A 19,132-nucleotide genomic window follows, 5' to 3' on the forward strand; every position below is an offset into this window, starting at 1 on the left:
CTGCGACTTATTTCTGGTTACTAGACCTCGGCAGCGACGGTCGTGGGCGTCGGAGGCCGTTCGGGGCGGGTGCGGTCGGTGGAGAAAACTATCCAACTCAGCAACGATGCAAAAACCGCGATGCCGGCGAATACGGAGAAATTCACCAGTGCGGACAACCCACCGAGAAGACCTCCGAGGATCGGGCCGAAGACGCCGCCGATCCGGCCGATGCCGCCGATGAATCCGATCGCGCTACCGCGCACGCCGGCCGGGAAATACCCTGCGGCGAAGCCGTATACGACCGGTTGGATACCGACAGAACCAGCCCCGGCGAGGAACAACGCTACATAGAGGATGGGCTGCGGTAGCTGGACGGAAAGGCCGAGTATGGCTGCGGCGCCGACCGCGAAGCCGACAATCGTCACGAGTCGACCGCCGACCTTGTCCGCGATCCAAGATCCAGCAGCACTGCCGGTCGTTGCACCGATGCTGAAGATAATCAGAAACGCCAGCGACGAACCGAGGGAATAACCGGACGATTTCATGATCTGCGGCAGCCATGTGAGCAGGCCGTAGGACAAGATCTGGCAGCAGGCGGTGACCACGATGAATGCGGTCAGTGCCTTGCCGCCGCCATCGGCGATCAAGGACTGCAGAGATGCCCGCACACCCGGAGTTGCCGACGTGGCCGAGATGGTGTCCGGTGCCCACTTTTTCAGCTTTATCATTGCGATGGGTACAACGAACACCAGCGGGACCACACCGCCGATGAGGAAAACCGCCCGCCATCCCCCGCCTTCGAGGAATACGAACGCGCTGAGTGCCGCAGCAATACCACCGATAGGCACTCCCGTGAGCATGACGCCGTTGGCGACGTTCTTCCGGTGCTCCGGTGCGACACTCATCGTCAAAGCAATCGCCGCCGGACCGAGGCCACCCAGTCCCAACCCCGCGACGAGGCGGGCGATGCCCAGCAGCTCCGAGGTAGGTGCGACTGCGCAAAGGATCATGCCTACGGAGAACCAAATGACGCACGCCAGGAAAAGCCGTCGCGCACCGAAGCGGTCGACGAGCATCCCGGCCGAGATGGATCCGAGACACATACCCACGATGGCAGTGCTGGCGATCACTCCGATCTGGGCGTGGGTGAGGTCCCAGTTCGGTTCGGCGAGTAGGTCCGGTATCGCGGCACCGAAAATGGCGAGGTCGTAGCCGTCGGAGGCGGCCGCGACGAATGCGAGGATCGCGACGCTGACGAATGCAGGCACACGCAGTCGAGCAGTGGTGGTCATGAATCTATCCCTGGGGTTCGTGAAGCCAAGTGCGGTGCGCCGCAATGTATTGGGCCGCAAGCTCGGGACGGTCCGGGCCCGGCAAGTCGGGTCCGACGGTGTATCCCACGGCGTCGAGTAGCGCAGCGAGGTACTTGTACGGGCGGTCGACCGGAAAGCCGATGTCCGCCAGCGCGGACGTATCCGCTGCTGGATTCACCGGGGAGACAACATCCTTGTAATAGAGCATGGTGAGATCGGTGATGCGCCACTGCCCGTCGGCCTTGATCAACCGCTGGTAGAGCCGGCCGTGCGAGGCGATGTCGAGCTCGACGTCGGCGAGGGTTCCCCGCGCGTACACCGTGACTCCCTCGTGAGCCAGTGCTCGGTCACCGACGATCTCGACACTCGGTGCCCCGATCATGTGGAAGCCGCGGCTGCCGCGGTCGTACATGTCCTTCGAGGCATCGACGAACTCGGGCCCGGTCCCGGTGAACCAGGTCAGGCTGACTTGCGAGTCCGCCGCGAACGCGGACCTCATCTGGTCCCACTGAGCGGTGTCGCGCGCAGCTCGCTCCCGGAGAACGACCTCGATTACCGCCGCTTCGTCCGATCTCCTGGTATCCGGCTGGGAAATCGGCGGGTCGAATTGTATCGAGCTTCGGGACTTCAGCTGCGGATCGACCAACTCGGCGACAATCGACCGATATTCCGGCGCCGACAGGAAATTCTCGAGTGACATCCTGTCGGCGAATATCGCCAGCAGTTCGAACCCGGAGGCTGGATGCCCGTGCCCACTCGTCGCGCCGCACTGCAAGGCGTCGATCCCGGGGAGTCGGACAATCAGAGATCTGAGACGGTCAGAGAGCTGCGCCACGACTTCGGGTGGTTGGTTCTCGGTGAAAGTGAATATCGTTCGATGACCGATGGGCATGAATGATCCTCATAACTGGAGCTGGGTGCGCCCAGTTCCGTAGTGCGGGGGTGTGTTCGACTGCCGCGCAGCAGATCTGGGTGATATGGCGGGTATTGCAACGCGGGTCAGGTCCGTCACCGCCGGGCGCTTCGAGTACGTGCAGATGAATGTGTGCATCAATCACGCCCGGGAGCAACACCATCCCGTCGGCGTCGAGTGTCCGGGCGCCAGCGCCATCGGTGCCGGTTACCGCACCGTCGGCGTGGCTGAGGAGTGAAAAAGCAGCATGGTCCAAGGCTCGTCCGGGGAGCGCCTGGTCCACACGGTCGAGGTCAGCGATGAGACCTCGTGACGGTGCCCGTCCGTTGCGACGACGGCGTGCATTAGGCCGGTAGCCGCCGCGATATCGCCGATCACGGTCACGTGATCGAGCCGGTGCTCGAACTCCTCGTACCGCATTCCGGCCTCGGTCACCCTGGCCAGCAAGCTCTGCTTGTCGTCACGCCAGCCATTGGAGTGGGTGTAGGTCAGCCGGTCGTCGTAGATGTCGGCGACCTCGCCGAACCGGCCCACGACCAGTGCCGCGGTGCGCGCGGCCTCCCGTTCGATGATCTCGCCCCTGACAGTGTCCTCGGCGGTTTCATAGTTGTCGTTGATCATGCGCGGACTCCGGCAGGTGGTAGTACGAGACCGGATGACCGTCCGCGGCGCGGCGAACCGTAGGCCATGTGTGGTTCGATCATGACGCCTTCGCGACCGGGGACAGCGCCGCCCGAATGCCGAATGCTCGATGGCTGTAGATCAGCGGGGTGTTCTCGGAGGTTGTGCAGTCGCGGACTTCGCCCAGGATCAATGTGTGATCACCGCCGGGGACCTCGGCGGCGACCTGGCAGTGCAGCCAGGCGCAGCTGGCGGGCAAATACGGCAGCCCGTCGGCGAATTCCCACGCGGTGTCGGCGAACCGGTCATCGCGGCGGCCGGCGAAACGTGTCGCGGTTTCGTGCTGTTCGGCGGAAAGGACGTTCACACCGAAGCTACCGGTACGTCGAACAACGCCGAGCAGCACAGAGGCATTGTCGAGCGCGATCGTGATCATTGCCGGAGCCAGACTCAAGGACGCCAGTGAGCTGACTGTGGTGCCGTGCGGCACTCCGTGATCGTTGGCGGTGACGATGGCGACAGGTCCCGTAACCCGTGCCATTGCCTCCTTGAACTGGTGAGTATCCATATCCGCTGTCTCCTCGGTGGTGGGCACGGCGCCGGTCAGCCGTGAGTTCCGGCCATGAGGCCCGCCAGATCCTCGGGTGCGAGGAACGACGGCGGCGGCGGAGGGCCCCAGTTGAACAGGGCTTGTGCACCTTCCCAGTCCCTCGGCGTCCACAGTTGGTCGTCGACGATGCAGTCCAGATCTGAGTAGTACTCGCTGAAGTTGCCGGCGGGATCCTTGAGATACCAGAAGAAATTGGAGCCGACATGATGACGTCCCAGGCCCCAGATGTGCCGCTGCGGGTCCTTCTCCAGCATGGCGGTCGCGCCGCGGCCGATCTCGTCGACATCGTCGACCTGCCAGGAGGTGTGGTGCAGCATGGTCACCGGAGCGGCCTGAACCAGAACGTTGTGATGGTCGGTCGAGCACCGCAGGAAGGCAGCCATTCCGGGGACTCGGTCGCTGACCTTGAATCCGATGCCCTCGATGAAGAAGCGCTCGCTGGCCGGCTGGTCGGTCGACCCGATCACCACGTGCCCGAGTTTGCGGGGGCGTACCCGGCCAGTTCGCTCGATGCAATCCGCGCGGGCGGCATCGCGTCCGACATTGCCGGGCGCATTGTAGGGGGGAAGGAGAAATGGGGTCTGCGCGATACGGCCGGCGACAGCGACCCGCACGAGCACATCGGTACCTGGATCCACCACGGAAAGGCTGGACCCGTTCCGGACGGGGGTCAGCCCGAGGCCGTGCAGATTGTGCGCGATCCGGTCGAGGTCATCGGTGTCGTCAACCGCAACGTCGAGGCCGACGAGGCGACGGCGGTCCGGGACCGGAATCAGTTCGAGTTGTTCACCGCCGTCAACGGTAGCGAAGGTGACCGATTCGGTTCCCCGACCAGACCCGGTACCTGCGGTGCGGTTAAGTCCGAAGTCATCGTAGAACGCGGCGGTTTCGGCGACGTTCGGAACGCCGATGATAACGCGGGAGAGGGTATGCAATGGCATGCGAAAGAACCTGCTTTGTCGCATCAGGTCACCAGAGACGGTGACAGTGGGTATCTAAGGAGACGCGTCTGCGCTCAGACGGTGTGCAGTGGGAGTGCGTGGCGATCGGCGAAAGCGACGCACTCGGCGTGTGTGATCATTCGGGTGGGGTCGGCGATGCCGACGAGCCCGGCGAACAGGGCGCCGTTGGACATTCCCGCCCGCCCGACCAGATCCAGGGCGACTGCCGCTGGTATTGGCAGCGTGGCGGCGTCGGGTTCGACGCTGACCGGGATCAGATGTCCAGGGCGGGTGAACTCCTCCGCTGTGGCAGCGTGGCCGGCGAGAGCGCGGGCGGTGGTGGCGCGGTCCGCGGCCGAGATCCCGGTCCCGGTCCCACGGATCGCGTCTACCGCGACGCACACCCGAACTCCGCTGGTGTCGAATGGATTCATCGGTGGGAGAAGAAGCCGCTCGCACCGTTCGGACGGCAGTGCGATCTGCAGAAGACCCGAAGAGTGCCGGACCATGAAGGCGGACGTGGAGGTCGAGACCGACGCCGCAGCGGCGACGAGAATCCCTGTGCCGCCCTCACTCCTGCTGGACACGACGATGGGCGCGCCTGCGGCGAGTTGGGCGCACGCATCGTCTTCGGAACAGCCCTGAACCGCTGCCAGGGAATCCAGTGTCACTGCCATGGGGCCTCCTGCGAGTAGTGCCGTTGTTAGCTCCGGTGTCGACTAGACGAACGGGGAGACCTGTTCGTCGATACCGAGAAGGGCGCGGCCATAGATCTCTTCGTTGATGTTCAAGCTGATAAAGGCGTGCCGCGAACCGGTCTCGAGGTCCCGCCAAATCCTCTGCAAAGGATTGGCTTGGGCGAAGCTGCCCGCGCCGGACACGTTGAGCAGAACTTCGACAGCCTCGCGGCATCGTTTGGCCGCGTGGGCCGCGTCCATTCGGCAACGGGCGCGTTCGACGACGCTCATCTGCCTGCCCGCGGCCGCGGCGGCGTCGACCTCGTCGGCGCTGCGGAACGCGAGCAGCTTGGCCTGGTCGATCAGTGAGCGGGCCTCGGCCATCGACAGTTGGGTCGAGGGGGCGTCGATCGAGCGCTCGTAGAACGAGTAGGAGATCGGCTTGTTCTTCTTCAGCGTCGCCAGCACGGTGTCGTATGCTCCCTCGGCCATACCGAGAACCGGGCCGGCCAGTACCAACGCCAGCACCGGGACGAGCGCGGAGTGATAGAGACTCTCGTCCTGGAATTCCGACGCCGTCACACCCTGCATCACGTCCTGGACGGAGAGCACGTGGGCGTCGGGAACGAACACGTCGTCCGCGACCAGGGTGTCGCTGCCGGATCCGGACATTCCCGCCACATACCAGGTGTCGTCGATAGTCAAGTCCGACAAGGGGATCAGTGCCATTCCGGGTGCCAGCACATCGCCGGCCTCATCGGTGATCGGGATGCCGACGTTGGCCCAGCTGGCGTGATGGGATGCGGAGGCGAATCCCCAACGCCCCGTGACCCGGTATCCACCGTCGACGCGGACCGTCGTCGCGGTGGGCGTCACGACGCCGCACGTGATGACGTGCGGATCCTCCCCCATCACCTCCCGCTGGACCGCTTCCGGAAAGAAGCCGAGGGTGTAGGACGTCACGTTGCTCAGCGTGGCGACCCAGGCCGTGGAGGCGCAGGACCGCCCGAGTTCGGCCACCGTCTCGAGGAAGGTGCGAAAGCCTTCCTGAGAGCCGCCGAGCCGAGCTGGCTTGGTGATATCGAACAGGCCCGCGTCCCGGAGTGCGTCGATGTTGACCTGCGGCACCCGCCGGTCGGTCTCGGCCTGCGCAGCGTTCGATCGCAGCAGCGGTGCGAGCTCGCGAGCCACGGTGACGAGACGTTCCCGTTCGGTAGCCGACGACGTCGAGGGTGCAGCAGTGTCGGTGAGGGTCATAGGAGATCCTTTGTTCGTGTTCGAAGCGGATAGCCGGCGAGTCGGTGCGCGCCCGAGCCGCTAATTAATCATGATTAATTGCTAGGATGATGTGAAGGCGGTCACTTGTCAACCCTGAATGTGAACAGCTCCCAACCGGAAGGAAGACGATGAGCGACCAGCGAGATGAACTCACCGCCGCTGAGGTGGAGGGGTTCGAGGGACCGGCGTCGTCCCGCACAATGTGGCACCAACCTGCGGATACGCAGGGCAGGGTGTCAATCGGCGGCTCGCGCGCCGAGGTCGCGGCCGGCCAGATCAGCAGGCTTGCGGCCACCGCGCGCGCGGGTGAGCGCATCGGCAGCAAGGAGGACCTGCGCAAGCTATGCGGCTTCTCCGTCGGAACGATGAACGAGGCGATCAAGCTCGCGCAGGCCCGAGGAGTCATAACCTCACGACCAGGCCCTGGCGGCGGTATCTTCGCCTGCGACCCTTCCCCGCTGTCCCGGATGAACGGCTGGTTCCGCGCCGCCGCTGACGATGAATCCGCCTTTGCCGAGGCCGTGCAGATTCGCGATGCCATCGCCCCCCTGCTGGTCGAGGAGGTGCTACGACAGATGACACTTGCCGATCAGCAAGCTCTCGAAGAGCGGCTCTGGGAAGTGCGCCGTGCCCGCAACTCCCAGGCGGTCTCCGACTTCATCTGGGCGGGTTGGGCGCTGCACGAGTACATCGCAGGAATCGGCAAGCGTCAGCTACTCGACACCCTCTACCTGAGCATCATGGACGTCGGAACCTCATACCTGCGTGCGGTGCTGGAGGCGACCGAGCCCGACGTCCACCTGAACGGGTTGGCCCAGGTCCTGGAAGATCTTGTCGACGCCCTCAATCGCTGTGACACCGATGCTGCCGTCGATGCACTCAGGCGTACCGACCCCACGATGATCCTGTCGCCCCCGCCGAATTCCCCACTGTAGCTTTCCCGCAACGACATCCGCATGTGCACCGAATTCACCCGCGCACGTGTGCATCCCGGAAGATCGGTCGGGTTTCGAATGCCGTCGCGTCTGCGTCGGCGGCTACCCCCGGCCGACTGTTGTGAACAAAGATTAGTTACAGACTTTCCAACTTGTAACTCTTGGCGTACGTTCCGGGTATGGAGATGCGACACCTGGGCACGAACGGCCCCTGCGTACCGGTGCTGAGGCTGGGATGTAGCGCGATGTCGGGCACCTACGGTCCGGCGGACGAGCGGGAGGCCATCGCGACGATCCACGCCGCGATCGACGCCGGCTTCTCCGAGGTCGCCGGGGACCGCTACGCGGCGCCGCAGATGCAGCAGCTGGACAGCGAACGCTGATGCCTCGCACCGCCGTACTGAATGCGGAGACCCTGCTTGCGGCCACCGAGGACATGCTGCGCCGCCACGGACCGGCCAAGGCCACCGTTGTCGACGTCGCCCGATCTCTTGGGGTCTCCCATGCCGCCGTCTACCGGCACTTTCCTTCCAAAGCGGCGCTCCGCGAGGCGGTCACCCGCCGCTGGATCGACCGCTCCTACGATCGCCTCGCCGCGATCGCCGACAACCGCCTACTGCCCCCGCCCGAGCGGCTGCGGGCATGGCTGGTCGAACTGTTCGCCACCAAACGCGCGAAGGCGCTCGACGACCCCGCGCTCACCGCCACCTACGCGGTCCTCGCGGCCGAGCACAACAGCGTGGTCGCCGAACACGTGGCGGCCCTCGTCTACCAGGTACGCGCCATCGTCACCGCCGGCGTCGCCACCGGCGACTTCAGCGTCTCGGACCCGGGCGCGGCGGCACAGGCCGTCTTCGACGGCACGTTGGCCTTCCACCACCCGATTCATGCCGCTTCCTGGCAGACCGCCGGGATCGACAACGCCTTCGACAACGTCTGCACCCTGCTCATCGACGGCCTGCGCGCCACCCACCGCTGACACCCACCTGACCTGTGAAGGATCGAGATGTCCCTGAATGCCGAAGAACGAGCACGCACCAGCGAGGAGCTGCACGCCAACCTCCGGCTCACCGGCCTGACCCCGCAAGAGGCACAAGCCGCGCTGGAGTTCACCCATGAGCAGTTCGAGTCCGCCCTGAACTGCAGCGATATCGCCAAGCCAGCGGATGTCTGGCTGCTACGCGACCACCTTGAACAACTGGTCGAAGACCAAGACGGGACTCCGGTGCCCTACACCGTCCTGACCGAGCAGGCACGTTCGTCGGCCCGCAGATGGTTCCGGCTGCGGCGGGCTCCACGCCGACCCGGGCACCACTGAGACCGTCGGCTTCGACTGCGTCCGAGTCACGAAGTCCCCGCGGGGCAGCGCGCCCGGCGGGGACTGTCAGACAGCTCTTACACCCATGCCACCGACCGTCGTGGGCGCTCCTGCACGCAGGAATTGTTCAGAGGGTGGCGCGGACGATGCGGGCCGCGGGCCGCGCCGCGGTGTCAGCCGGATCCGTGTGTGGCGACGTCGCCAGGTAGAGGTGGCGGCCGTCGTCTCCCCCGACTGCGATATCGAGGCATTTGTGTTCGGTGGCGATCTCACGCTGCGGGGTTCCGTCGGGTCCCACGAGCACGGCACGGCATCCGATGGGGTCGGCGACCCAGATGCCTTGACCGGGGACAGCGCAGAGCCCGTCGGGAGAGAAGTCCGGTGAGATGAGGGTGAGATCGGCCGCTGGGCGCGCGGAGGCGAAGGTGCCGTCGACGCGGGGACGGAAAGCCGTCAGCGCCATCGCGAACGATTCGGCCACAACGATCTCACCGTCGTCGTTGGAGGTGATCCCGTTGGGAAACATCACCGGTTCGTCGGTGGCCTGGGCGATGCTGCCGTCCGGACGCACGAGATAGAGGTGGGCGGGGCGGACCAATTGCAGAGCATCGGGGTTGTTGTCGGCCCACAGACGATTGAAAGCGTGCACGTCGAACCCCATGTCACCGACATAGGCATTGCCCTCGGCGGTGACGAACATGTCGTTGAGGCTGGCTTCTCCGGTGCCGGACAGATCGGCGTGCACACTGAGCTCGCCGTCACCCACTCGGAGCACCCGGCGCGAGTCCTGAGCGACAACCAGCATCGTGGCATCGGGTAACCAGCCGATCCCACCCGGTGCTTCACCCAGGTCGGCCACGAGCTCGGGGAGCCCCGCCCCGCCGGCCAGGCGGAATACCTGCCCGTTGTGGACGTCGGCGTAGTACAGAAACCCGTCGTGCCACCGCAGTGACTCGGTGAATCTCAATTCGTCGACGAGGGTTTCGTCGGCTTTCCCGGTACCGATCATCGCGATAGCTCCTTTGCCGTCGGTGTCCAACAAACCGATTGAAACAGCCCAGCATGTTCTATGTCAAACAACACATAGCACCGAGCCGAACGACGAACTCACCGAACCTTCCATGAAGGCCTCGCGGTCGAGCGGCGGCTCGTCGGCCAGGATCACGGACTTGGCACCGCCGTAATCCATGCTTGCGCTGCCTCGACGAGCTTGTAGGCCATCGCCATCCCAGCTGCCCGCGATCCCGGCCCCTTCGTGACCTCGGTCCTCAAACGCACTGTCGCGAGAGTGGATTCGATCGGGTTCATGGTTCCGAGATGGACCCAGCGCTCGGCCGGGTAGTAGAAGAACCCGAGCAACACATCAGCGCCACCGACGATCTTGGCGACAGCCTTCGGATACTTCGCGCCGTAGTCGCGGTCGAACGCGGTGATCGCCGCTCGCGCGTTGTCGGTGCCCTCGGCCATGAAGATCTCCTTCATCGCCCTGGTCGCGGCTGGGTGCACGGACCCCGATCATCACCAACAAACAGAGTTTCTCCTGCTCGAGCCGAATTTTCAGGTGGATCCCGTCGACCCACAAGTACACGTAGTCCACGTTCGACAGGTCGCGGTCACCGAAGCCACAGGCCTCGCCTGCCATTGTGTGGTCAGCCGGATGATCGCCGAGGCGGACAGGCCCGCGCCAGTACCGAGGAACTTCTCCAGCGCGGGCGCGAAGTCGCCGCTGGAGAGGCCGTGGAGTAGAACAGTGGCAGGACCTCGGTGATCTGCGGTGATTTCCGCGCCCAGGCCGGCAGGGTCGCTGATGAGAACCGTTGACGGAAACCGGTGCCGGGGTCGACTCGGCGGTCGTTGACCCGTGGCGCACGGACCTCGCACGGGTCGTACCCTCCCGCCCGGCGTTCGAGCGCCGTGCAGACCGAAACCTGTCTTCTTTCGAATCAGGTTCCGATCATTGTTCGCGTGAGAAACAGAAGACCGCGAAACACTTTCAAAGCGTTGCGGCGAGTGACGTTGTGTCCGTGGCGGATCGGCAACATCGTGGCCGCAGCGCTGGTGCTGCTTCACCTGGAACACCGACGGGTCATCTGACCTGCGACACACCGACTACCCGGAAAGGCTCATTGAATAGCTCCTGGAGAAGACGTGTGATCCTGAACAGAGTCAGGCTTGTGTGCCGAGCCGTCGGAGAATTTCGATCTCCGCTGTGGCAGCCGAGACAAGTGAAGACAGTGCCACGGATTCGTCGGGCGCGTGTGCCTGTGAGTAAGGGTCCTGAATAGCAGTGACAAGTACCTCCGCAGAGGGCATCGCCGCTGAGAGACTGGCGATGAAGGGAATACCTCCTCCCACTCCGAGACCGACCGCGGACGTACCGAACGCGTCGGTGAGAATATGGCGAACGAGGTCGAAGGCAGGTGAATTCTGGTCTGCGCGCCAGCCTGCGCCCACCGCGCACGGCTCTATCTCGACTGCCACACCCCAAGGAGCGTGCTCGCGGAGATGGTCCTCGACCGCTTGCAGAGCGCTGGCCGGATCCTGTTCGGGCGAAAGCCGAATAGAGACTGCAGCCCGAGCGGATGGAAGCAGGACGTTGGCCGCACCGACGGCATCCGGTGCGTCGATTCCCGTGACCGACAGCGCCGGCGCGTTCCAGACACGCTGCGCGATCGGTCCGTCTCCGATGAGGTCCACGCCTGCGAGCAAGCCGGCCTGCCCGCTGATTCCGTCGAGAAGGGGACTATCAGCTGCGGTACGCGTGCCCGGCTGTATCCCCTTGACAGAGACCTGGCCCTTCTCATCGGTCATCGTCGACAGCAGGCGAACCAGGGCTGTCAGTGAATCAGGAACTGCGCCACCGAAGACGCCGGAGTGCACAGGATGGGAGGCTGTGCGGACAGTGATGAGGACGTTCAGCAGACCTCTCAACGAGGTCGTGATCGAGGGTACTCGTACGTCGGCATTGACCGAATCGAGAGCAAGCACGTAATCCGCGCGAACGGCATGCGCATGTTCGGCCAGCAGCGCTTCGAGGGTCGGAGAGCCGATCTCCTCCTCGCCTTCGATCAACACCACAACGGAGACCGGCAAGTCGTGACCCAACTGTCGCAAGGCCTCCAGATGCACGGCAATTGCGCCCTTGTCGTCGGCAGTACCCCGACCATACAGCCGGCCACCTCGACACGTGACGACGAACGGGTCGGACTGCCAGACGCTTTCATCACCGACCGGTTGGACATCATGGTGCGCGTACAGCAGCACAACGGGCGCGTTCTCCGGACCATCTATCCGCCCGATGACAGCCGGAAGTCCACCCTCCATACACACCACCTGGGTGGCGACACCGATAGATCGAAACGAGTCCGATATGATTCGAGCGGAGCGGTGCACATCCTGCTCTCGACTAGGATCGGCGCTGATCGATGGTACTGCGACCAACTTCTGGAGATCTGCGATCAGGCGGTCTTTGTCACATATCGTCATGACCCACTCCTACCCCGTACTCGACGGCGGACCGGGCTGCATTGGCAGCTGTAGCGATCCCTCCCGGTCGCCTCGGCCCTCGTGCGCAATTCGCCCAAGCGGTCGATTCGAGTCCCGTCGTCAGTTGGACTTCGACCAGGGTTGAAACCGAGTGGGCTGTGAAGGGTATCGAGTTGAGCGCGGCCAGCCCCGACTCGAACTCCTCTGAAGCGAGACCGACGATCTCGGCTGGTGCGCCGCCGCTCTCCAGTGCCGTAACAAGCATCCCTCGGGTGCGCTGAGGCAGGCAAAGTCCGAGCATCACCGAATAGCGAGCAACCGCATCCGGGCCCATGGCCTCCACCGCACTACCTGTGTCGGCCCACGCGACAAGAGCGGCGGGTATCCGTCGGAACATGCCGACCGAGTCCAGAACCGAACGTACCCAGGGATTATCCTTCGGAAGGTACACACTGTTCACTTCGACCGTGTCTGCCAGCCATGCTCCGAATGCCGAAAGCTGATGAGCCGTTCGGCGTGCGAGGTCTGCAACAGTGGGATCGTCTGCGGTGAGGTCTGTTGCCACCGACCAGAACGGGATCTCGGGGACCACCGACACGGCGCCGTAGCGCTGGCACCATTCGGCGGCGGACGCGCCGAACGGCAGCAAGCTCGAGGGGTTCTCGTGTCCGAGATTCAGTAGCGCCTCGAACGTCCCTGCTAGGGAAGGCATCGGAAAGACACCACGGGCAAGCGGCTGAATTGACGGGTCATCGACACACGCTTCTTCGATCGGCAACCCGAAACGTTCGGAGAGTGCCGACAACCGGTCGATTAGGTCCTGGTCCGCTCCTTTTACGATGTAGTGCAGGCCTCCGACCTCGGCGTTGTGCAATGCGTACACGAGGTACGGGCGGCTGATCTCGAGGGCAGTGGTCAGCGCCTTGTTCTCAGGGAGAGTCGAGTTTCGTTTCAGCGAGCCGGATGTGGACAGGTAGTCGATCGGGAAATCCCAGTCCGGCATCTCCGATAGCGGTTGCCGGTAGAAGTCCCGGTAATAGGCCGCCATATCGACTGTCCCGGCGAACCAATTCTCATTCCGCACATAGGAGTCCGGGTCGACACACAGGATGAGATCGAATCCGATATCGCCGCGAACGGTTTCAGGATGGGTAGCGAGGCGTTCAACGAGCTCGACGACGGTCGCAACACCCACCGGCTCGTTGGAGTGCGGTCCGCCATACCAGAACGAACGATGCTCGCCGGTGCCTATCCGGATCAGCTCGATGGGCCGGCCTTCTCGTGAATGACCGACAACTGTCCGCTCGGCCTCCAGTTGCGATGCAGCGCGGAGAACGCGCTGCTGAGCCTCGCTCAGCGTAAGCAGTCCAGCGTCGATGGGGTCGGTGAGCAGTGGTTCCCAGGGAGTCATCGCGGTCCTTAGAGACTTTTGGTATTTGACGTACCGTCAGTATGAGTGTTACCTAGATTACATGGATGCGAACGGTCGTCAACCCCGCGAGAACAGTCGGGACCGCCGGCGGCGTGAGACCAGGGAGTCCTTGCTGAATGCTGCATACGACCTGTTCTGCACCCTGGGGTACGCCGGTACGTCGTTGGACGAGGTCGCCGACCGGGCAGGTTTCACCAAGGGCGCGATCTACGCCCATTTCGACGGGAAAGAAGGTCTCTTTCTGACGCTGATCGAGCGCACCACCACCTCGCTGGTCTCGCAGTGGATGGAGCCCGATCCCGGCCGAACAGCCGACGGGCAGCCAGAAGCAGACGGGATCGGCGAATGGCTTTCACAGGCAATGCATGAACGGCGCGATTGGTTTCTGGTCACTGCAGAATTCGCATTGCTGGCAGCACGTAAACCCGCGCTTGCCGCCCGTCAACTAGCGGCGGTCGACAGGGTCTGCGACGACATCGCAAGCTGGTTGACCCGAATCGGAGTCGACGCAACCACGACTGAGATCTCGAGCATGAGCAGGTTATTACTGGCGATGATGAACGGGTTGGTCCTGCACACAGCGCTTGACGAAACAATCGACACGGCAGCCGATTTGCGGCTTGGAATGAAACTATTTACCGGGATTCCCCGAACTTAGTGCAGAAGGATATTGGACGTGGGCGAACTACATACCTGCAAGGACGAATGTGGGCGCAGATTGGCTTGGGCCGAGTACGGCGCTCCCAACGGCACACCGGTGGTGTTTTTCCATGGCACTCCCGGGGGCCGGCTAGCGGTCACTCACCAAGATGACTTCCTAAGTCAGCAACTACGGGTGATCGCGCCGGACCGCGCCGGCTACGGCCAGACTGACCCTCTCCCGGGACGCTCTGTCCACGACTCGGCGAAAGATGTTTTGGCCATCCTGGATGCATGTGGGTTTGAACAAGTCCTCGCCGTCGGCGGGTCCGGTGGCGGACCACATGCGCTTGCTCTGGCGGCTGCCGCTCCGGACCGGGTCCGCGCGGTGGGCGTGTTCGTGGGTGCGGCCCCCCTGGTGCCGGACGAGATCACCGATCAGTCAGCGCTGAATCAGTCCATCATGAGCCGGATAGATAAACCCGACGACCTGCGCGATCTCCTGGTTCAGGTACGAACGTCCCTCCTGGAGGGCGGCATGTCCGCCATCGTGGCGGACATGCCGCCGAGCGATCGAGAGCAGTGGTCCCAGCACATTGCGACTCGTCAGCGAGCTATCGACGATGCACTCGCCCCCGGCATCCAGGGCATGTTCGATGACTACTGCGCTATTTTCGGTGACAAGTGGGGATTCGAACTGTCAGATGTTTCGTCTCCAGTCGTATGGGCACACGGCGACCAGGATCGGAACGTTCCGATATCCGCAGCACGGCGACTCGCTGATAAAATTCGCCACCACCGATTCATCAATTGGACCGGAGTGGGCCATGCGCCCGGACCGGAAAAGATGTCCCAGTTCTATGCTGCACTCGTCGCGAGCAGTTCGGGTAGAGACGACTGATCAAGTCACCCCTGGGAGACCCGGTGCTGATGAACAGGGAGAATCGGCGCTGACAGATGCGCTGTCGGTTTCGCCGGTGCGATGGCTGGCCGGAGGTGGCTCAGGCCCGTTCGAATAGAAACACTAGACAGGGAACACGATCGACTGTGGGCTGTGTCGGCACACTACCCGCGCTACCGAGCAGCATTGAAGACGGCAGCCTACGCCGACCAGAACGGCTTCACCGCCGTCTCGTGCGAGGAACAACATCTGGCGCGCAACGGATGGTTGCCGTCACCGCTCGTGCTGGCGGCCGCCGTTGCGGAGTCTACGCGCCGAGTCCTCATCAATGTGACCGTCTTGCTGGTTCCTCTCTACGATCCGGTCCGACCGGCCGAGGACATCGCGGTGCTCGACAACCTCAGCGGGGGCCGGTTCAGTTTCGTCGCGGACCTCTGACCAGCATGCTCCGGTCCTTGTCGTCGCAGGACGGCCACGCCCGCCCTGGAACTGTCGGCACGTGGTCGCGGGCGAAGCTCGACCAGGCCCCGCGCATCGCTTGTCGGTATCGCCTCGGCGCCGACGGCGTCCGGCGAGGTGAGGTCGGTCAACGGTAGTCGCGGTGGGGCGCGCTGGAGGCAACGGTGATCGGGCGCGGCGGCGATTCCGTATGCCGCGCCGCCGGTCGGGGCCCGCGCGATTCTCCGCTCCGCTACCGGCGATAGCCTGGGACGGCGTTCGCGACGCCACCCGGTTCGGTCCGATCTGTCTCCAAGGCGATAGTTCAGCGTGCCGACGACCGCGGGAGTTCGTTCGACGCGGACATCGGGTTCCTCCCCGCCGGGCGTTCAACGGCACCGTTCATCGACACGCGCTAGATTGTTACACAATCTCCCACGCCCGCTGATGCCGCTATGATTTTCGACGGGGTACGGCTTACGGCGTGGAGCGGTCCAGCATTCGCTTCGCCTGAACCACACAGAGGACCCTCGATGCTGACCGGCGACGTTCAGATCCACGGCCGTTCCGGCCGGACCATACCCTTGCTGCCCGGAGGCGCCGAATCGTGTGCCGGCGTCTTGCCAGGGCTCGTCGAGAGACTGCTCGAGACCTCCCAGCGTTACTTTCGGTGTCGCCTTCGTCGCGCGTCCGCTGGGCGCAGTCGTCTTCGGACATTTCGGCGACCGGCTCGGCCGCAAGAAGACTGGTGTCGACCCTGCTCACCTTGGGATTGGCGACTGTGGCAGTCGGTCTGCTGCCGAACGCGGCGGCCATCGGCTGGCTCGCTCCTGTCCTGCTCATGCTGCTGCGCATTCTCCAGGGCTTCGCGGTCGACCGCGAGTGGGCCGGTGCCGCGCTGCTCAGCGCCGAATACGCGCCGAACCGAACGCGGAAAGTTCGGCATGGCAACCTAACTCGGTCCGTCGACCGCCTTCACGCGCAGCTGCCTAACCTTCCTCATCACCAGCATCACCCTCGGTGACACGAGTTCGGCGTTCCTAGACTGGGGCTGACGAGTGCCGTTCCTGCTCAGAGGTGCACTCGTGGCCATCGGTCTGTACATGCGTTTGAACATCGACGAGACGCCGGTGTTCAAAGCCGCGCCGCAAGCAACCAAGCCCGCCGGGCGCCACTGCGCGACCTGTGCCGCGAACAATCTCGTGAAATCGCGCTCGGCACCGGAGCGATGGTGGCGGTATTCGCTTTCTTCCTCATGACGGCCACCCACATGATGAGCTATGCCACTGCGCAACTGGGCTTCTCGCGCACAGCGGTGCTGCTGGCGGGCGCGGCCGGTGGCCTGATGATGGCGATCACCACGGTGCTGTCCGCGATCTACTCGGACCGATTCGGACGGCGCGCCGTTGTGCTGTCCGGCTTCGTGCTCTCGCTCGCGTGGGCTCCGCTGATCTTTCCGCTGATCGGCACCGGACACGTGGGGGTCTTCACTGCGGTCCTGGCAATCACATTCGCACTGCTCGGCATCTCCTACGGACCGATGGCCGCCTATCTGCCGGAACTGTTCAAGTCGCACCTCCGCTACAGCGGCGCCGGTTTGGCCTACTCGGCGTGATGCTGGTCGCCCTGGTGGCGATCTCGCTATTCAGCGTGCTCGCCATGAAGGACACGCGCGGCGTTTCGCTGACCGTGCGAGATTAGATTCGCCGTCGTCGAAACACCGAGGCCGCGCTGCCTGCGCAAGGCAAGATGCATGGCAGCGCGGCCACCGAGCTCCAGATCGTCCTCGAGCGCCCGCAGGGCGACATCGCCGCCAATGTAGAGCTGATCCAGGAGGTACCGGTGCATGATCGCCAGCCTTTGGGCCGAGAAGTCCGCCTTGATGGTCGCGAGCATGTAGTTCAGTTCGTTCTCGCAGGCGTGATGAGAGGTGACCAGCCGTACATTGCCGCTGGCCTCGGCGATTCTCCGGTGCACCGCGCTGTGCGCTTCGATCACGTGGCGCCACGGGGTGCCCTCGGTCAACGATTCGAGTTCCTCGACCGCGTCGGACACGCCGGTGAAGTCCGTGCCCTTGCTGAGTGCGAGGCGCAGCGCGCCCAGTTCCAGGATCGATCGATACGAGCACATGTCATCGATCCGGTCCTCGGTCACCTCGGGGACGACGATTCCCCGGTTGCGCTGGTGCTCGAGCAGTCCTTCCGAGACGAGGATCTGCAGGCCGGATCGCACGGAATGGCGCCCGCACCCGAAGCGGGCGCTGAGCGCCTCTTCCGTCAGCCGGGCCCCGGGCGCGAGCGCACCTTCGAGAAGGTCGTTGCGGAGCGCCTGCGCGATACTCGCGGGCGTGCTGCTGGCCTTACCGCCACTGGACATGTTGTTACGCAATCTGCCGCATCGTGAAGTCAACTGTTGTTGATCATAGTCGACAACGGAATGTCCGACGACAACTCGCCCCGGGTCAGCTGAGCCCAGGGGCGACCGCGAACTCGATCTCGTCCGGGACGGACTCCTCCGACGAACCTCGGCGGACGCGGTCGACGATGTAGTCAACCGCGAGCGCCGTGACATCGCAGACGGACCCGAGCGGAAGCAGGGCCTTGATCTCGGCGCCGCCGCTGTCCTGATCACCGGCGCGGATGATGATGCGCGTCGCCGCCGCGACGCCGTGCGTTGCCACCGCGACGGCGAGATTGTCGCGCTCGACGGAGCCGACGGCCGCGATCGCGGTAGCCTTGTCGACCCGAGCCTTGTCCAGGAGTGCCCGGTCAATTCCGTGCCCGACGATGGTGGGGATCCGCAGGTCGTCGATGACCCGCAGGCCGGGCGCCGCCGGATCGCGCTCCACCGCGAGGACCGGCACATTCATTCGAGTGCAACTCGATGCACAGCCGGGCGCCGACCTGCCCCAGCCCGACCACCACGACGTGGTCGCGACGAGGTAGCGACCGTGGCCCGACCAGTCCCAACAGACGCGGCCCGATCGACCGGTCGACTACACCTGCGGTGAACATGGCCGTGAAGACGACGGTGATCAGCATCAGGATCGGCGACAGGACAAGGGTAACGGGCAGATGCGGCACCTCGGCCGGGCCGACCGTGGTCACCACCCGCACCGCGTCGTAGAACGCCCGCGCGGGATGGCGCTGCTCACCGAGCACCATCAGACACAGATCCAGTGCCACGACAGCACCGAGCCCAGCCATTCCGTACACCATGGTGCGCGCACCGACATCGGTGGTCCGCAGGAATCCGGTGAGGTGTGTCGCCACGGTCGAGGCCGCCGTCGACAGGGAACGCCGTCGGCCGCGAGCGTCACCGACACAGATGTCGACCAGGTGCGGAAGCGCCAGATCGGCCGGCGAGGTCACCTCGCACTGCGGGAGCAGCCGGTGGAGTTCGTCGCCGATGGTCCGGTCGAAAATCGTCACGAGGATCGACGCGTTCGGCGCGAAGTGCGCGCAGCCCAACGCGAACCGCAGGGCGCGGATGTCGTCGTGGACCATTACCGCAACCATCGCCGTCTTCTCCGACAGCGTCGAGCGCAGGTCGACGTCGAGCGGTTCGAGCAGATGGATCACCGACGTGCCCTCGGCCGCCAACGATTCCGCGACCCGACGCGCCGTGGGTGTGTCGCCGATGAGCACC

Annotated in this window: 22 protein-coding genes and 3 pseudogenes; 11 read left to right on the forward strand and 14 right to left on the reverse strand. The window is 64.3% G+C overall.

What is annotated here, in order from left to right; translation table 11 throughout:
* Window positions 1-20: 20 nt before the first annotated feature.
* From ACWZHB_RS12345 to ACWZHB_RS12375, 7 genes are all read right to left on the reverse strand, one after another.
* Window positions 21-1,274 carry an MFS transporter gene (locus ACWZHB_RS12345; protein ID WP_427908075.1) on the reverse strand — a complete coding sequence of 418 codons (1,254 nt, stop codon included), beginning with the start codon at window positions 1,272-1,274 and terminating at the stop codon, window positions 21-23.
* A gap of 4 nt (window positions 1,275-1,278) precedes the next feature.
* Window positions 1,279-2,187 (reverse strand): nuclear transport factor 2 family protein, encoded by a 909-nt coding sequence (locus ACWZHB_RS12350; protein ID WP_427908076.1) that lies wholly within the window; start codon window positions 2,185-2,187, stop codon window positions 1,279-1,281.
* A gap of 228 nt (window positions 2,188-2,415) precedes the next feature.
* Window positions 2,416-2,829: a nuclear transport factor 2 family protein gene (locus tag ACWZHB_RS12355; RefSeq protein WP_427908077.1), complete on the reverse strand. Its 414-nt coding sequence runs from the start codon at window positions 2,827-2,829 to the stop codon at window positions 2,416-2,418.
* Window positions 2,830-2,908: 79 nt separating this feature from the next.
* Window positions 2,909-3,397 (reverse strand): flavin reductase family protein, encoded by a 489-nt coding sequence (locus ACWZHB_RS12360; RefSeq protein WP_427908078.1) that lies wholly within the window; start codon window positions 3,395-3,397, stop codon window positions 2,909-2,911.
* Between the two features lie 35 nt (window positions 3,398-3,432).
* Window positions 3,433-4,380 carry a VOC family protein gene (locus ACWZHB_RS12365; RefSeq protein ID WP_427908079.1) on the reverse strand — a complete coding sequence of 316 codons (948 nt, stop codon included), beginning with the start codon at window positions 4,378-4,380 and terminating at the stop codon, window positions 3,433-3,435.
* A 74-nt stretch (window positions 4,381-4,454) separates the two neighbouring features.
* On the reverse strand, window positions 4,455-5,057 hold the full coding sequence (locus tag ACWZHB_RS12370) for a 3,4-dihydroxy-2-butanone-4-phosphate synthase (protein ID WP_427908080.1): 603 nt from the start codon (window positions 5,055-5,057) through the stop codon (window positions 4,455-4,457).
* 42 nt (window positions 5,058-5,099) lie between these two features.
* Entirely contained in the window at window positions 5,100-6,314 is a 1,215-nt protein-coding gene (locus ACWZHB_RS12375; RefSeq protein WP_427908081.1) for an acyl-CoA dehydrogenase family protein, read from the reverse strand.
* A gap of 149 nt (window positions 6,315-6,463) precedes the next feature.
* Here ACWZHB_RS12375 and ACWZHB_RS12380 point away from each other — a divergent pair, with 149 nt between their 5' ends.
* The 4 genes from ACWZHB_RS12380 to ACWZHB_RS12395 all read left to right on the forward strand — a co-directional run bounded on the left by ACWZHB_RS12380 (window position 6,464) and on the right by ACWZHB_RS12395 (window position 8,588).
* Window positions 6,464-7,270, forward strand: a complete 807-nt coding sequence (locus tag ACWZHB_RS12380; RefSeq protein WP_427908082.1) for a FadR/GntR family transcriptional regulator — start codon at window positions 6,464-6,466, stop codon at window positions 7,268-7,270.
* A gap of 245 nt (window positions 7,271-7,515) precedes the next feature.
* Window positions 7,516-7,653 carry a hypothetical protein gene (locus tag ACWZHB_RS12385; protein ID WP_427908083.1) on the forward strand — a complete coding sequence of 46 codons (138 nt, stop codon included), beginning with the start codon at window positions 7,516-7,518 and terminating at the stop codon, window positions 7,651-7,653.
* Complete coding sequence (locus ACWZHB_RS12390; RefSeq protein WP_427908084.1) at window positions 7,653-8,249, forward strand: TetR family transcriptional regulator; 597 nt, start codon at window positions 7,653-7,655, stop codon at window positions 8,247-8,249. The genes ACWZHB_RS12385 and ACWZHB_RS12390 overlap by 1 nt, the downstream gene beginning before the upstream one ends.
* A 27-nt stretch (window positions 8,250-8,276) precedes the next feature.
* A complete protein-coding gene (locus ACWZHB_RS12395; RefSeq protein WP_427908085.1) occupies window positions 8,277-8,588 on the forward strand; it encodes a DUF2316 family protein in 312 nt (103 codons plus the stop codon).
* A gap of 127 nt (window positions 8,589-8,715) precedes the next feature.
* Here the strand turns inward: ACWZHB_RS12395 and ACWZHB_RS12400 are convergent, their stop codons facing one another.
* On the reverse strand, window positions 8,716-9,597 hold the full coding sequence (locus tag ACWZHB_RS12400; RefSeq protein WP_427908086.1) for an SMP-30/gluconolactonase/LRE family protein: 882 nt from the start codon (window positions 9,595-9,597) through the stop codon (window positions 8,716-8,718).
* 155 nt (window positions 9,598-9,752) lie between these two features.
* Window positions 9,753-10,462: pseudogene (locus ACWZHB_RS12405) on the reverse strand (transposase); the annotation flags it as partial.
* Window positions 10,463-10,574: 112 nt separating this feature from the next.
* On the opposite strand from ACWZHB_RS12405, the pseudogene ACWZHB_RS12410 reads away from it, so the two are divergent.
* A pseudogene (locus ACWZHB_RS12410) lies at window positions 10,575-10,682 on the forward strand (IS5/IS1182 family transposase); the annotation flags it as partial.
* A 72-nt stretch (window positions 10,683-10,754) separates the two neighbouring features.
* Here ACWZHB_RS12410 and ACWZHB_RS12415 read toward each other — a convergent pair.
* Both ACWZHB_RS12415 and ACWZHB_RS12420 read right to left on the reverse strand, forming a co-directional pair.
* Window positions 10,755-12,074 carry a M20/M25/M40 family metallo-hydrolase gene (locus ACWZHB_RS12415; protein WP_427908087.1) on the reverse strand — a complete coding sequence of 440 codons (1,320 nt, stop codon included), beginning with the start codon at window positions 12,072-12,074 and terminating at the stop codon, window positions 10,755-10,757.
* A complete protein-coding gene (locus tag ACWZHB_RS12420; RefSeq protein ID WP_427908088.1) occupies window positions 12,061-13,485 on the reverse strand; it encodes a M14 family zinc carboxypeptidase in 1,425 nt (474 codons plus the stop codon). The genes ACWZHB_RS12415 and ACWZHB_RS12420 overlap by 14 nt, the downstream gene beginning before the upstream one ends.
* A gap of 61 nt (window positions 13,486-13,546) precedes the next feature.
* On the opposite strand from ACWZHB_RS12420, the gene ACWZHB_RS12425 reads away from it, so the two are divergent.
* From ACWZHB_RS12425 to ACWZHB_RS12450, 6 genes and pseudogenes are all read left to right on the forward strand, one after another.
* Window positions 13,547-14,164, forward strand: a complete 618-nt coding sequence (locus ACWZHB_RS12425; RefSeq protein ID WP_427908089.1) for a TetR/AcrR family transcriptional regulator — start codon at window positions 13,547-13,549, stop codon at window positions 14,162-14,164.
* Between the two features lie 18 nt (window positions 14,165-14,182).
* On the forward strand, window positions 14,183-15,046 hold the full coding sequence (locus ACWZHB_RS12430; RefSeq protein WP_427908090.1) for an alpha/beta fold hydrolase: 864 nt from the start codon (window positions 14,183-14,185) through the stop codon (window positions 15,044-15,046).
* 114 nt (window positions 15,047-15,160) lie between these two features.
* Window positions 15,161-15,481 (forward strand): annotated as a pseudogene (locus tag ACWZHB_RS12435) (LLM class flavin-dependent oxidoreductase); the annotation flags it as partial.
* 751 nt (window positions 15,482-16,232) lie between these two features.
* Entirely contained in the window at window positions 16,233-16,508 is a 276-nt protein-coding gene (locus ACWZHB_RS12440) for a hypothetical protein (protein WP_427908091.1), read from the forward strand.
* 61 nt (window positions 16,509-16,569) lie between these two features.
* Entirely contained in the window at window positions 16,570-16,743 is a 174-nt protein-coding gene (locus ACWZHB_RS12445) for a hypothetical protein (RefSeq protein WP_427908092.1), read from the forward strand.
* Window positions 16,668-17,099: an MFS transporter gene (locus ACWZHB_RS12450; RefSeq protein WP_427909146.1), complete on the forward strand. Its 432-nt coding sequence runs from the start codon at window positions 16,668-16,670 to the stop codon at window positions 17,097-17,099. The genes ACWZHB_RS12445 and ACWZHB_RS12450 overlap by 76 nt, the downstream gene beginning before the upstream one ends.
* A gap of 26 nt (window positions 17,100-17,125) precedes the next feature.
* On the opposite strand, the gene ACWZHB_RS12455 is transcribed toward ACWZHB_RS12450, so the two are convergent.
* From ACWZHB_RS12455 to ACWZHB_RS12465, 3 genes are all read right to left on the reverse strand, one after another.
* The gene (locus ACWZHB_RS12455; RefSeq protein ID WP_427908093.1) at window positions 17,126-17,860 is read right to left on the reverse strand and encodes a GntR family transcriptional regulator; all 735 of its coding nucleotides are present in this window, start codon (window positions 17,858-17,860) and stop codon (window positions 17,126-17,128) included.
* Between the two features lie 85 nt (window positions 17,861-17,945).
* Window positions 17,946-18,353 (reverse strand): NAD-binding protein, encoded by a 408-nt coding sequence (locus ACWZHB_RS12460; RefSeq protein ID WP_427908094.1) that lies wholly within the window; start codon window positions 18,351-18,353, stop codon window positions 17,946-17,948.
* Complete coding sequence (locus tag ACWZHB_RS12465; RefSeq protein ID WP_427908095.1) at window positions 18,253-19,131, reverse strand: hypothetical protein; 879 nt, start codon at window positions 19,129-19,131, stop codon at window positions 18,253-18,255. The genes ACWZHB_RS12460 and ACWZHB_RS12465 overlap by 101 nt, the downstream gene beginning before the upstream one ends.
* Between the last annotated feature and the right edge of the window lies 1 nt (window position 19,132).

This window comes from Nocardia sp. FBN12 (assembly GCF_054031145.1).